Origin of the sequence: Paenibacillus lactis, from assembly GCF_017873605.1 — a bacterium.
Taxonomy (GTDB): domain Bacteria; phylum Bacillota; class Bacilli; order Paenibacillales; family Paenibacillaceae; genus Paenibacillus_AQ; species Paenibacillus_AQ lactis.
On the sequence record NZ_JAGGKI010000010.1, the window covers coordinates 81,487 to 95,030 of the forward strand.

The window sequence follows — 13,544 nt, forward strand, 5'->3', positions numbered from 1 at the left end:
TATGTGACTCTACTTGTCACCCTTTATCAAAACGCATGCAATTATCCCTTCACCGAACCGGCTGCAATGCCTTCCACAATCCGGTCGCTCAGGAAGAGGAACATCAGCAGAATCGGCAAAATGCTGATCATCAGCGTCGCGCCGATGGCTCCCCAATCGGTCGTATACTGCCCGATAAAGTTCTGGACCCCTACGGTCAGCGTCTTGAACATATCCGAGCTGATGAACGTATTCACGAAAATAAACTCGTTCCAGTTATAGATCATGTTGATGATTGCCGTCGTGGCCAATACCGAGCCTGTCATCGGAAGCACGATCCGGAAGAATACGCGGTGAACCGAGCAGCCATCCATGACTGCGGCCTCCTCCACTTCCCTCGGCAGCGTATAGTAAAATCCGAGCAAAATCATGATCGTGATCGGCATATTGAACGCCACATACGAAAGAATGAGCGACACCGGATGGTCGGTCAGCCCGGCTTTGTTGAACAGGCTGAACAACGGAATCAGCGTGGAGTGAACCGGGATCATCATCGCAACCATGAATAAGCCGAGAACGAAGGAGCTGCCCTTCCACTTCATTCTCGTTATGGCAAACGTCACGAGACTGCCCAGCATAATCGTCAATACGGTGGCGGCGACGGTAATCCAGACGCTGTTCAGAAAATACACGCTGATGTTGCCCGCGCTCCATACCTTTTCATAGTTCTCCCAGCGCGGATTCATCGGCAGCGACAATGGCGGCAGATCGAATACTTCCTGGTTGTTCTTCAGCGAGAACAGCAGCAGCCATACGAGCGGAAACAGCTGGAATACCGCCACTCCGATCAGCACGACATACAGCAGGGTGTACCCCAGCTTACGCGCACCCCCACCGCCGGATCGGGATGGCCGGCTCCGGAGCTGTCCTGCGGCTCCTTGAATCATGAAACATCCCTCCTTATGAATATTGGATCGTATCTTTGGTTGCCGTTAATTTCCGAATGACCCAAGTCACCAGCAGACAGATGACCAGCAGGAAAAAGCCGATGGCGCTCCCGTAACCGAAATCATAAGCGCGGAAGGCCGTATGGTACATATAGGACGCCATAACCTCGCTCGCGCCGTTCGGTCCTCCGTCAGTCATAACAAAGATCAAGTCGAAATATTTCAAGGAGCCGACGACGGCGAGTACAATCGTTACCTTGATGACTTCCATGATAAGCGGCAGCTTGATCCGGAATGCAATTTGCAGCGAGGTCGCCCCGTCGATCTTCGCCGCTTCCACCAGCGATGCCGGGATGTTCTTGAGGGCGGCGTAATAGATCAGAATGTAAAAGCCCGCATACTGCCACAAAATCGGGATGAACAGGGCGTACAGCACCAGCGAAGGCTCGGCGAGCCAGGCCGGCGGGTTCGTGATCCCGATCGACTCCAGGAAGCTGTTCACGATCCCGTTCGTCGGATGGTACATGCGAAGCCACAGCTGCGCTATGGCTACGGAAGACAGCAGCATCGGAATCAGATAGATTTTGCGGAACAGGCCGGCGCCTTTAATCTTTGAGGACAGCACCATCGCCACAGCCAGGTAAACGATCAGGCTGAGCGCGGAGAATACCGCAAGCAGCAGCGAGTGCCATGCACTGTCCCAGAACTTGCCGTCGGACAACAGCGCCTGGTAATTGTCCAGCCCGATAAACGTCATCGCGCCGATGCCGTTCCACTCGTTCAGGCCGTAAAACGCCGTAAGCACGATTGGAATATACACGATCGCCATGATCACAAGCAAAGCCGGCAGCACGTACAAGGCAATGACTTTTTTATTGGACATTACTTTATCCAAAGTTATCGACTCCTTTCCCGAATCGGTCCTCCAGGAAGCATTTATCCGGCATCGCTGCCGGATAAATGGGATTCCCAGTCTCTTGGTTGCCTGATCGTCTTATTTCCCTTTGGATACGGCCTTGTCGTGCTCGTCCGAGAAGTTCTCCGGCGTGACCGCTTTGCCGAAGAGGGCCTGAATCATATTCAAATGCGTCTCGGCGGCATTCGCTTCCATCTGGACATCCGCAAACAAGGTAATGCTGCTTGCCTGGTTCATTTCGTTGAACAGGTCGATATACAGCTGCGGAAGCTCCAGCGATGCGGTATCCACCTTCGTTGCCGGAATGACGCCCGCGCCGGTCACCGATTGCTCGCCCCATTTCGTGACGAAGTACTCCACGAATTTCTTCGCTTCCTCCTTCACCTTGGAGTCCTCGGAGATGAACAGTCCGACGCCCGGACCGCCAACCCAGCTGTTAATGTCGCCTTTGCCGCCATCCACCGTCGGGAATTTGAAAAATCCGACGCTGTCGCGGAATTCCTGCGGAATCTCTTCATTGGTCGTAAAGTTCGGCAGCTCCCAGGTTCCCATCATATACATGGCGGCTTTGCCGTTCAGGAATTCGGATTTGGCCTCTTCGTTGGACAAGCCGTTGAACCCTTTGACAAAAGCATTGCCGTCGACCAGCGACTGAATTTCTGCGGCAGCCTTCACAAGAGATTCGTCCTTAAACGATACGTCGCCGCTAATCGCGCTCGCCAGCGTGTCCTGTCCGCCGATCCGGTCGGCGAGGTACATATACCACAGGGAGCCGGTCCAGCGGTCCTTATTACCCAACGCAATCGGTGCGATTCCGTTATCGGAGAGCGTTTTCACAATCTGCTTGAATTCCTCGTAGCTCTGCGGCACTTGCAGGTTATACTGTTCAAAAATCGCTTTATTGTAGTACACCGGAGCGATGTTGAACTCCAGCGGCAGCGCATAGGTCTTGCCATCGATCGCATAGGCCTCCGTCGTACCCGAGACGAATTTTCCGTTCAGCTCGCCGCTGAGCAGATCATCGACAGGCGCGAACAGATTGCCTTCCACATAAGGCTTTAAAAATCCGGCAGCCCATGTTACGCCGACATCCGGCAGCTCATTCGATGCAGAAAGCACTTTCAATTTGTTCTTGTACTGCTCGTTATCCAGAACCTCCTGCTTGATCGTCACGTTCGGATTCTCATTCTGATAATCCTCGATGATCTGGTTAACGATCTTGTTCTGGCCCGCGGATACGCCGGCCGGCCACAGATGCATGAAGTTTACGGTTACTTTCTCTCCCTCGCCGCTGCCGCTGCTTTTATCGCCGCCGGCCCCTTCTGTACCGCCGCCCGATCCGCAGCCTGCCGCAAATACAGCCAGGCACAATGTCAGAAGAAGAACTGTCCATTTTTTGTTGAACACGTTTCCAACCCCTTTTTTAGGATGTCTTTTGCGTAATGAAACCGCTTTAGTTCAATTGTAGCAATGAGGGGATGAACGGATAAGGTCATAACGATTGGGTCTAATTCCACTATTATTGGATCTTCTCTCCTGCATCCGTCACGCTCTGCCGGTATTGGCTCGGGCTTACCTGCTCCATGTCCCGGAACACTTTGACAAAATATTTGGATGTCTGGTAGCCGACCTGCTCCGCGATTTCAGCAACGGACAGGGGCGTTGCAGCTAGCAGCTCCTTCGCCCGCTGCACGCGCCGTCTTGTCAAATATTCGCTGAAGGTCAGCCCGGTCTGTTCCTTGAACAATACGCTGAAATAGCTCGCATTCAAGTGAAGCCCTTCAGCCACCTCCTTCAGGGATACCTGCGCCTGGAGATGCTCATCCACATACCGCATCGCCTCCTGCACCTGAACGCTGTACACCTTCTCCTGCCCTGCTGCCTCCAGGAGCTTCGGATCAACGAGCTTCTCCATCCGCGCTACGCGCTCCTTCTGGTCGCCGCGCTGAAGCGCCATCTCCACCGCTTCCACGAGCTTCCGCTTATCGATCGGCTTGAGCAAATAGTCCACCACGCCGAATTGGAGCGCCTTCCTTGCATAGTCGAACTCCGAATAACCGGAAATCACGATAATCACCGGAGGATGCCTCAGATCCTGCAGTCGCTCGATCAGCTCCAGCCCGCCGATTTCCGGCATGCGGATATCGGTCACAATGAGCTGCGCCTCGTTCTCCTGCAGCCATTCCAGCGCCTCAACGCCGCTGGCAGCGGTCTCGATCCGGTTGCGTCCGGAAGACCATGCTTCCAGTGTTTTTCGAATGCCTTCTCTTGTTCTCGGTTCATCATCCACGATCAATATCGTCTTCATGCGTCTCTTCCTCCCCGGGATTTCTACGGTACACGTTCGGGATCTCAAATGAGATGGTTGTTCCTGCGCCTGCCTCGCTCTGAATGCACAAGCCCGCTTGTCCGGCATCATAGTACAACCGCAAGCGCTGCTCGACGTTGGACAGGCCGACGCCGCTGTTTTTGGAAGACGGCACATGCCCTTTTTCCATGGAGGCATACAGGGACGCGAGGGTTTCCCCGTCCATGCCGGGTCCGTCATCCGATACGGACACCACCGTATGCCCCGGCCGTTCGGATGGCTGTGCCCGCACGATGACCGTGCCCGGTCCGAGCCGCTGCTCCACGCCATGGAGAATCGCATTTTCCACAATAGGCTGGATGAGCAGCTTCGGGATCGGAACCGCCCTGCTCGCCTCGTCCGCTTCAATCCTCCAAGAGAGGCGGTCCAGCATCCGCATTTTCATAATGATCAAATAGCGCTCGGCATGATCCAGCTCATCGCCGATCATCACCCACTCATCCTCATCCTTCCGGTTAATCACGTAACGAAACAAGCCCGACATGGCCACTACGATTTGAGCCAGCTCTTCTTCGCCCTGATCATCGAGCGCCCAATAAAACGCTTCCAGGGTGTTGAACAGAAAATGCGGGTTAATCTGCGCCTGCAGAGCCTTCAGCTCGGTCCGGCTCTGGATAAGCTCCTTCTGATACACCACCTCGATCAATTCGTTAAGCGAATCGACCATCTGGTTATACGTATTGGTAAGCTCGTTGATCTCCATCGTCTTCGAGGTGACCGATATCGGCTTCAGCGTGCCGAACCTTGCCCCTCGCATCGACTTGATCATCTTGAGAATCGGGCGGATAATCATCGTCGTCAAGATGAAGCTAAGGATTAGGAACAACAGCGCGCCGACCGCGCCGGATACGATAACCGCCGTCCGCAGCACCGAAATGCCCTCTGTCGTATAATCCACCGGCGTCAAAATCACGAGCGTCCACCCCGTGGCTTCCGACTGCTTCTGCACCGCGATATAATCCTCGTTACCTATGGTGACCGTCTCGCCCTCGCGATGCAAAATCTCCTTGGAATTCACCGTCACGTCGAAATCGGAGGATATTTCATGGCCGGCTTGATCGAACAGCCCCATCGCTTCCCGGGATTGCCCCGTATCGCCCGCCGAGTCGGCGAGCTCGAAATAGCTCTTCTCCAGCCGGACGAGCAAGTACCCGCCATGTGCGAAGGATTGGTCAACCAGGCGGACCCGCCGCATGGCTACGACCACATCCTGATCCCGGGGATCCTGCCCGAACCATACGAGCTTGCCCATTCCCTCGTCCGCCATCGCGATCCATTCGCCCCTCACCCGGCTCGCCAGGCTCCCCTCATCCAGCGGAAACAATCGCCGATAATCGGTCGTATACAGCTCCAGCGATCGAATACCGGTCGCGTAGGCCTCATATTTGCGAACCTCCTGCTGCAAAGACTGCCGCTCGCCGAACGTAATCGGTTTGCCTTCGGTTTCCTGGGTCAGGAATCGCTGGACCGTGGCATTCGTGGACACTTGGGCGGTCAGCGTATCGACCTGCTTAAGCAGCGCGTCCAGCTTGCCCGTGGCTTGAACGGCGGTCTGCTGAATATGCTTTTCCGCACTGTTGCGGAGCAGCACGGATACCTGCTCGTATACAAATGCGCCTACCAGCGCAAGCACGATCACCATGACCAGCATAAACCCGAGAAATATTTGATTTCGCAGCGTATTCAGCCTGCCGAATCGGTTCATGTTCCAAGCACACCCCTTCCCGTGGATGAACAGACTGTTATTCGCTGTGCACATCATGAGTGAGCGAAGCGAAAGCTTCGCCTCATGAGAAAGTTATAACAAACGATATCGGCTTAAGTCTATGGCTATGTTTATACTCGTAAGGAAATCCTTTGTAAGTTGAACAAATGAATGTAGTTAGGGCAAGTATGTAGAGTATTCCTTCAATCGCTGTTAGGCAAAAAAGAGGAAGGGCGCAGAATATGACTCTCTCGCCCTTCCTCATTCGCACATGCTCAGCTCTACACGGGATACAGCTCCTGATGCCGCTCCAATTCTCTTCGGCACGCCTTGCACAATCCTCTGACAGCCCCCGAAGCATCGGCATAAAACGTCAGCTTGCGCCGCTGCTTGCATCGGCTGCAGACCTGTCCTCTGCCCGTACCTCCGCTTCTTCGGCTTCTCGATTTCAGATCGATCACGTTACCGCCCTTCGCTGCTTGCCGTGTACGTCTTAATCGAGCGAAAAATACGGAAACGAAAACTGCGATGATTATGACCGCAATTCCGACCGCCACCTCCACGCCGGCCCACCTCCTCGCTCTTTAGGGCGCCAGAACCCGCTTTTTGGCCCTGTCTGGATTCCGGCTTCTATGCCCTCTTCCGGATTCCCTTCTGTCTCTTACAGTCTAACAAATGAGGTGCCCGTTCGGAAAGCAGCCTATTAAACCCTATTCCCATTCCGATGGAGGTGCCCATAAATGACCGCAATACAAGCGAAAGATCGGAATACGCGCCTTGTGCGCCTTGCTTCTGGCTAAAGCTTAATTTCCTGTTAAAAAACGCCTCTCGACCCAAACTCCCGGTGCCCCCGCAGTAATACACTCCCAACCATCAACAATATATTTGGTTCCTACAGTGCCCAGCTCCGCCCTATTTTCGTTCACAACACGATCACCCTTTTTCCAGCTACCCTGTGTTGGGATGGCCGGGCCTGTAACAGCAACGTTGTCGCCTTCCATTCTAATCTTGGTATACGTTGAATTAAATGAACCCACAGGGCCTGCTGATCGCGTTTTCCATCGTTCGCCCGTCGAGAGGAAATATCCGAGATCATAGACGTGCACGCCATTGCCTACAGGGATATCAACCCAATGCGTATACTGCCCGGCCATTTTGCCTCGGTAGAGTCTGATTTTTGACAACTGCATTTCAGGCCGATACGACACATTGAGATATGGAACTTGAGCTGCCGGATTGGTCACGTGAGCACTTTGTTCCCCTCCGCCCCATCTTCCAACCTCCCGATCTACAGGGCCGAAGTAGTACACTGCCTGATAGTAATACGTTCCGGCAGCTTCATCAAAGCTCGTATGGTTTGTGACGGGCACCCCGAACAGCACGAAATTCCTTGTGAACTCTGCCTCGTTGATACTCGTGAATATTCGATTATCCGAAATGTAACTGTCCTTCGAGTAGAGCGGGCTGGCGTTCTCCCACTGTTCCGAAATTTTGGTACCGTCAAAGCTTATTTTTGCCGCCGTGGCCATTCCGAATGAAGGATCCAATGCGAACTGCGGACGCCGGAAGAAGTTTGTGATTTTGACATTCGTATTCTTAAAGTAAGCATCAAAATAATCGGGATCCGTGTAATTCTTCGACTGATCGGTTCTGCCCCTTAAGTGTATAACTGCATAGTTTTCGATGATGCACGGCATGGACGGTTTGTCGTTGGCTGCACCGGTTATCGTTAATGGGATCGGCTGATAATCCTTGTGGTACCAGTGATATATGTCCCTCAGCGTTACCTGGCTGGAGATGATATGAATCTTTCCGTGTTCGCAATGGAAATTCTCGATGGAAACGCCCATGGATTTATTGATCCGTATATCCCCATTTATGCATCCAGCGATTTTTCCGCCATTGCAATATTCCAGGTTCAGCAGATTAAAATTGCTGTCCGCGGCACCTGCTGTATGGCACCGATCGATAAAGAGCCCGTCGCCGTTGTATTTAATGTCAATAAGCGGGTCTGTGCCCATACAGTTCACAAAATAAAGTTTCTCAAGATGCATCATATCGGAGTAATCGCCGTCACTGAACCCCTCTTTCAAAATCCCTTTGTACACACCTCTAAATGTGATGTTACGAAAATTTGTTTTCCCTCTGGTGTAGAACGCCTTAGCGTCCGACAATTGATGAGGATTTTCGAATTTGAGGTTTTGGATGGTAGGAACCTGTTCCCCACCCCATTTCACGATGGTCGAGTTTTGGAGGGTTGAGTTCACGTAAAACAAAAATCCACCTGTCAACGTCCCGCCGCTCAAAGGGATTATCTTGGCCAGATTCCCTTCAATGCTCACATTATGTGGGATTATGACTGTATTCTTAATGCCGTAAGTTTTAGTCCCATTAAGAATGATAGTCCCAGCCTTGCCCCCCAATTTATCGATCGCGTCCAAGAAAGCTTGAGTATCATCGGAGCCATCACCAGCCGCACCAAATTGAGAAATGCTCACTCCAAAATCGAATTGTTGATCACGGATTTGCTTGTCCATCGGATGCCACCGCCTTCTCTTTGATGGCCATTGCAGCATTGCCATTAGCAGGAGCAAACGCCGTCCCATCCCCCAGCGTATCATCAGACGATTCTGCTTTGATCTTTACCTTCATACCTCCATCATCGCTGTCGGCCAGGTTGATCGCTTCGCCGGCGTTGTTGTATTGCTTGTTAAGCAATGGTGCAGCATCATACGCACTGCTCATACATGGTTCGCTCCTTTTTTGACTGGTTTGGACCTCGCCGGTCGTTACTTCATCATATGCTATGTTTTCATGTGTGCCTTCGGTTTGTATTGTTTCGCTAACATAGCAGCAAGGATACTGGGAGAAGTCACCTTCCTCCAACACAAAAAAGCCTTCTTGCTCCCCTTACAGGGGAAGAAGGCTTTCGCTGTGCTCTCGTTCATACAACCGGCATGATGTCAGATCTTTAACTCACCGAGTTTTATCAACTCAACGACAGCTTGCGAACGGCCCTTGACGTTTAGCTTCTGCATGACGTTGGAAATGTGGTTACGCACCGTCTTTTCGCTAATAAACAACTGCCCGGCGATGTCGCGAGTCGTTTTGTCTTGAACGAGCAATTCAAACACTTCGCGTTCACGGTGGGTTAACAAGAACTTGCTGTTATGGTCGGTCCCCTTCAATGGTGTCACCCCTCCTTGCCCGGGTATGTGTGGTCTAACAAGGTTTAGGGATACAGTCAACTCATATTATGTTGAAAATGGGGGGATGGTGCGCGTGCTGCCGCCATTTGGGCGTATTATCGACGATTAGTGATTTTTATCCTTGCTTATCCGCACACGTTGTTCTATGATGATGTTGTTAAAAATTATTTTCTTTTCATTTTCATTTTCAATAAAATTATTTTCATGAATTCGCACCTGATGCCGCACGATAAGCTTACCGGGAATCAGTGAAAAAAGGAGGCTTGCGATGACACCGATCCTGCATATTATCTCTGTCGAAAAGGACCGCCTGCCCCGGCAGGAAAGACGGCTCGCAGAGTTCATTTTGGCGGCCCCGTCCGAGATCGTGCACATGGGCATTAAGGATCTTGCCGATCAGTGCGAAGTCAGCGCCGCGACGGTAACCCGCTTTTGCAAAAATTTTCAATGCAAAGGGTATCCTGATTTTAAGCTCAAGCTTGCCTCTGAGATTGCGCATGCCGAGATGGCAGCGCGGACCGGCAACACCCGCTATCAGGATATCGTGGCCGGGAATCCGCTCGCAGGCATCGTCGAGGCGATCGAATCCAATCATCTGACCTCGATTCGGGACACCACGGAGCTCCTTGATCTCGGGCAGCTGGAACGGGCAGTGGATGCCCTGTGCCGCGCCAAGCGGATCGATCTGTACGGCGTTGCTACTTCATCGATCGTGGCCCAGGACTTCTATCAGAAGCTGATCCGGATCGGCAAGAACTGCACGGCCTTCGCAGACTCCCATATGCAGATCACATCGGCTTCGACCTTGACGTCAAGCGATGTGGCCGTAGCGGTCTCCTACTCGGGCGAAACGCCCGAAACGATTGATGCGCTTGCTTGCGCAAAGGACGCCGGCGCATTTACGATCAGCATCACTTCTTATCGAAGCAGCGCGATATCTGCCTTGGCGGATATCACACTGTATTCTTCCTCGCTGGAGGAAGGCATGCGCCGGGGCGATATGGCTTCCCGGATCGCGCAGCTTCACATTATCGACATCCTGTTCATGGGAATGGCCAGCCGTGACTTTTCCACGTATGTACCGAGGCTGGAACAGTCCTATCTGAATGTTAAAAACTACCGCAAAAGCCGAGGAGGACATTGAAGACATGAATATTTTCATACTGCGTAACGAAGAACAATTTGTACAAACAGGCGCCAGCCTGATCTCGGGACTGCTGCACACGAATCCACGGGCAACCCTGGGTCTGGCTACGGGCAGCACGCCGATCGGTTTGTACGCCAAGCTGATTGAAATGAACAAGCAAGGTCTGGTCAGCTTCGCGCAGGCTACGACTTACAATCTGGACGAGTATGTCGGTCTGCCTGAGAACCATCCGGAAAGCTACCGGACCTTCATGAACGAAAAGTTCTTCAACCATATCGATATTCAGATCGAGCGGACGCATGTGCCAAACGGCAATGCAGCAAATCTCGAAGAAGAGTGCCTGAATTACGACCGGATGCTCGAAGAGCACGGCCCGGTCGACCTTCAGCTTCTCGGCATCGGCCATAACGGTCACATCGGCTTCAACGAGCCTGGCGAATCCCTTACCGGGGGAACCCATTTGGTTGAGCTTCAGGAGAAGACTCGCACGGCGAATGCAAGATTCTTCCCTTCCTTGGACGATGTCCCTACCCATGCCATCACGATGGGAGTGGCCAGCATTCTAAAGGCCCGTCAGATCCTTCTTCTCGTTCGGGGCGAGGATAAAGCCGAAATCGTGCATCGCGCACTGAAGGGGCCTATTACAACGGAATGTCCTGCATCCCTTCTTCAGTGCCACTCCAATGTGGTCGTTCTTCTCGACCAAGGCGCAGGGAGACTGTTCGTATGAAAAACGACACCTTAGCTCAAATGCAACTGCTGTATGGAAACGTGCTGACACCAACAGGTCTGATCCAGGAAGGCGTGCTCGCCATCGCAGGAGAGAAGATTGTTTATGCCGGTGAAGCTGCCGGATTGCCGGCCGAGCTTCAGCAAAATAATGCTCAAGTGCTCAAGCACCCGGATGGTTACATCATTCCCGGCTTCATCGATATTCATGTCCATGGCGGCAACCGCGAAGACTTCATGGATTCGAGCAAGGAAGTTTTGGATAAAATCACATCGTTCCACAGCTCCCAAGGCACGACGGCAATGCTGGCGACGACGATGACCGCGCCGAAGGCAGATATCGACCGGGTTCTGAATGAGGTACAGAATTACCGTAATCAAGAGATGCCTTATACCCGGCTTGAAGGCGTACATCTCGAGGGGCCATTCATCAGCCCAAAATGGCCTGGAGCTCAAAACCCCGAGCATATCGTCCTGGCGAACATCGAGTGGCTCGAGGAATGGGTATCGACGTATCCTGGCCTTGTTCGGCAGGTCACCCTTGCCCCTGAGCGCGAAGGCGCACTGGAAGCCGTGAAATGGCTTAGCAGCCATGGTATTGTCGCTGCGCTGGGTCATACCGATGCAACCTATGAAGAAGTCGAGGCGGCCGTTGAGGCCGGTCTGAGCCATGGCGTGCATACATTCAATGCCATGACGGGTCTGCATCACCGCAAACCCGGCGTCGTCGGAGCCATGCTGAGCGATGACCGTCTGAGCTGCGAGATCATTGCCGACGGCATCCATGTTCATCCGGCAGCGATGCGAATTCTGGCTCGCGTGAAGCCTCAAGATAAGCTCATCCTTATTACGGATGCGATGTCCGCAGCAGGGATGCCTGACGGCGAATACACCATAGGCGATTTGCCTGTCGTCGTAGAGGATGGCATCGCTACGCTCAAGAGCAACCGCAACAGTCTGGCAGGCAGTACCTTGACCATGATCAAGGGCTTCCAGCTTCTCGTTCGCGAGGTTGGGTTAAGCCTGGAGCAGGCTTCGCTTGCCGCCAGCACGAACCCGGCCAGGAAGATCGGCATCGACGACCGCACCGGTTCGCTTGAAGCCGGCAAGCTCGCCGATGCGCTGCTGCTTGATCATAAGCTTGAGCTGCAGGGCGTATGGATTCAAGGAACGCGCAAACATTAAGCTGTAAGAGCGATCGAATATATAGAAACATGCAAAGGAGCTGCCTTGTTAGGGATGTACTCAACCTAACGGGCAGTTCCTTTGGTTGTAACGAATGTTACGGTTTTACCGGCTGTTCCGGTTCCCGCCGAACCATCCATCGTCCGTATCGTTTCTCATGAGATTGCCGCGGGTATCATTCATGCCGTCACGTCCGCCAATGTTAAGCGGGAAGATGCGGTTGATCCATGAACCGAAATCACGGGAAAGCGTACCGAACGTGTTGCCGGCATTGCCGTTGGTAGCAAATCCGTTTGCTTGCTGATAAAAATCCTGATCCGAGGAAACATAAACCTGCTGGATATGCGGAGCCGTCTTGCGAATTTTGCTGCTAATTTCCATACGGATATGCTGCGGAACATCATTAGCGTTATTATTTGTGTTCATCATTCCCATATTGTTACCGTTATAAGTTCCATAAGGCACGCCGTTAATGCCTGTTCCGATTCGGGTGTCGTTCATGTTGCCGTCAGTGCCTCTCGTACCTGTCATCGTGTTGGTACGCGGGGTATTCATCGTATTGAAGCCGCCGTCAGCGAAGCCGTTGTTCCGCGTCGTACCGCGAACCCCGAAACCGCGCGTATCCGCATTGCCGCCAAGGCCTGTACCAAATCCGGTATTGTTATCTACGGTACGTCTGGTATTGTCGGTCATATCGCGAAGAAGACCGACACTGCCGGTGCTTGTGTTATACGTGCCGTCCATCGCATTGCTGCGGGTTCTAGTCGTCATCGTTCTGCCGGTACCGGGACTAATTCCCGTCGTACGTCCGTTGATGCTGTTGGTTTGTGCTCCGCCGTTCTGGTTGTCCAGAGCCAGCGAGACATAAGCGTTACGGTTGGTTACAAACACATGCGCAGAGCCTACGCCGCTGATGCGGGACACTTTAGCGGAAAGCTCCCGGCTGTATTTCAGATTTGTAAGGTCGTGCTGCGTGCCTGTTGGAGTTTGGTTGTTCCGAATGGAATTTACCCCGACACGGCCGCCGTCGACATTATTCGTGCGCGTCGTATTGCCGTTGTTCGCTTTGCCGTTGTTCGCATTGCCGCATCCTGCAACTGCGGTCATGCTGAGAAGCAGGGCCGCGGAGACGGTCAGGTTGAGGGCTTTCGATTTAATCATGTTCATCCTCCATCTCTATAATAAGTGTAGTAACACCGTTAGGATGGCTTTGCGGCAGTAGCGGTATGCTGAAAGGTTTTAACATGGAATATAAGTGTATCCTCGGTTCAACGGCACTCCTGTATGCGAAACACCCGCTTTTCGGTCCGCTGCCATATAAAAAATGCCGATGGAATTCCATCGGCATTTGATATGGAT

Annotated in this window: 13 protein-coding genes; 3 read left to right on the plus strand and 10 right to left on the minus strand. The window is 52.8% G+C overall.

The genetic code is table 11. The features are described 5' to 3' along the window. Positions 1-41: 41 nt before the first annotated feature. The 9 genes from J2Z18_RS18570 to J2Z18_RS18610 form a co-directional block, all read right to left on the minus strand. Positions 42-926, minus strand: a complete 885-nt coding sequence (locus J2Z18_RS18570; protein ID WP_007130775.1) for a carbohydrate ABC transporter permease — start codon at positions 924-926, stop codon at positions 42-44. A gap of 13 nt (positions 927-939) precedes the next feature. Next, on the minus strand, positions 940-1,821 hold the full coding sequence (locus J2Z18_RS18575; protein WP_028406781.1) for a carbohydrate ABC transporter permease: 882 nt from the start codon (positions 1,819-1,821) through the stop codon (positions 940-942). A gap of 99 nt (positions 1,822-1,920) precedes the next feature. After that, positions 1,921-3,249 carry an extracellular solute-binding protein gene (locus tag J2Z18_RS18580; protein WP_028406780.1) on the minus strand — a complete coding sequence of 443 codons (1,329 nt, stop codon included), beginning with the start codon at positions 3,247-3,249 and terminating at the stop codon, positions 1,921-1,923. A gap of 112 nt (positions 3,250-3,361) precedes the next feature. Then, entirely contained in the window at positions 3,362-4,150 is a 789-nt protein-coding gene (locus J2Z18_RS18585) for a response regulator transcription factor (protein WP_210095149.1), read from the minus strand. Continuing rightward, positions 4,125-5,915 (minus strand): cache domain-containing sensor histidine kinase, encoded by a 1,791-nt coding sequence (locus J2Z18_RS18590; RefSeq protein WP_210095150.1) that lies wholly within the window; start codon positions 5,913-5,915, stop codon positions 4,125-4,127. Before J2Z18_RS18590 ends, J2Z18_RS18585 begins: the two co-directional genes overlap by 26 nt. A 281-nt stretch (positions 5,916-6,196) precedes the next feature. Further along, positions 6,197-6,478, minus strand: a complete 282-nt coding sequence (locus J2Z18_RS18595; protein WP_210095151.1) for a hypothetical protein — start codon at positions 6,476-6,478, stop codon at positions 6,197-6,199. 240 nt (positions 6,479-6,718) lie between these two features. Continuing rightward, a complete protein-coding gene (locus tag J2Z18_RS18600) occupies positions 6,719-8,452 on the minus strand; it encodes a hypothetical protein (RefSeq protein ID WP_210095152.1) in 1,734 nt (577 codons plus the stop codon). Next, positions 8,433-8,660, minus strand: a complete 228-nt coding sequence (locus tag J2Z18_RS18605) for a hypothetical protein (protein ID WP_210095153.1) — start codon at positions 8,658-8,660, stop codon at positions 8,433-8,435. Before J2Z18_RS18605 ends, J2Z18_RS18600 begins: the two co-directional genes overlap by 20 nt. 218 nt (positions 8,661-8,878) lie before the next feature. After that, positions 8,879-9,103, minus strand: a complete 225-nt coding sequence (locus J2Z18_RS18610; RefSeq protein WP_006208732.1) for a helix-turn-helix domain-containing protein — start codon at positions 9,101-9,103, stop codon at positions 8,879-8,881. Positions 9,104-9,392: 289 nt separating this feature from the next. Between J2Z18_RS18610 and J2Z18_RS18615 the strand changes: the two genes are divergently transcribed. Genes J2Z18_RS18615 through nagA form a run of 3 tightly spaced genes read left to right on the plus strand, consistent with a single transcriptional unit; the run spans position 9,393 to position 12,185 of the window. Beyond that, a complete protein-coding gene (locus J2Z18_RS18615; protein ID WP_007130783.1) occupies positions 9,393-10,268 on the plus strand; it encodes a MurR/RpiR family transcriptional regulator in 876 nt (291 codons plus the stop codon). 4 nt (positions 10,269-10,272) lie between these two features. Next, positions 10,273-11,001, plus strand: coding sequence for a glucosamine-6-phosphate deaminase (nagB, locus tag J2Z18_RS18620; protein ID WP_210095154.1), 729 nt, complete (start codon positions 10,273-10,275; stop codon positions 10,999-11,001). Further along, positions 10,998-12,185 (plus strand): N-acetylglucosamine-6-phosphate deacetylase, encoded by a 1,188-nt coding sequence (gene nagA, locus J2Z18_RS18625; RefSeq protein ID WP_210095155.1) that lies wholly within the window; start codon positions 10,998-11,000, stop codon positions 12,183-12,185. The genes nagB and nagA overlap by 4 nt, the downstream gene beginning before the upstream one ends. 105 nt (positions 12,186-12,290) lie before the next feature. On the opposite strand, the gene J2Z18_RS18630 is transcribed toward nagA, so the two are convergent. Continuing rightward, positions 12,291-13,346: a YhcN/YlaJ family sporulation lipoprotein gene (locus tag J2Z18_RS18630; protein ID WP_210095156.1), complete on the minus strand. Its 1,056-nt coding sequence runs from the start codon at positions 13,344-13,346 to the stop codon at positions 12,291-12,293. Positions 13,347-13,544: the final 198 nt, after the last annotated feature.

Coding starts and splice junctions, on each gene's coding strand:
- J2Z18_RS18570 (WP_007130775.1), bottom strand. CDS start 926: ATGATTCAAGGAGCCGCAGGACAGCTCCGGAGCCGGCCATCCCGATCC.
- J2Z18_RS18615 (WP_007130783.1), top strand. CDS start 9,393: ATGACACCGATCCTGCATATTATCTCTGTCGAAAAGGACCGCCTGCCC.
- J2Z18_RS18605 (WP_210095153.1), bottom strand. CDS start 8,660: ATGAGCAGTGCGTATGATGCTGCACCATTGCTTAACAAGCAATACAAC.
- J2Z18_RS18600 (WP_210095152.1), bottom strand. CDS start 8,452: ATGGACAAGCAAATCCGTGATCAACAATTCGATTTTGGAGTGAGCATT.
- J2Z18_RS18590 (WP_210095150.1), bottom strand. CDS start 5,915: ATGAACCGATTCGGCAGGCTGAATACGCTGCGAAATCAAATATTTCTC.
- J2Z18_RS18630 (WP_210095156.1), bottom strand. CDS start 13,346: ATGATTAAATCGAAAGCCCTCAACCTGACCGTCTCCGCGGCCCTGCTT.
- J2Z18_RS18585 (WP_210095149.1), bottom strand. CDS start 4,150: ATGAAGACGATATTGATCGTGGATGATGAACCGAGAACAAGAGAAGGC.
- nagA (WP_210095155.1), top strand. CDS start 10,998: ATGAAAAACGACACCTTAGCTCAAATGCAACTGCTGTATGGAAACGTG.
- nagB (WP_210095154.1), top strand. CDS start 10,273: ATGAATATTTTCATACTGCGTAACGAAGAACAATTTGTACAAACAGGC.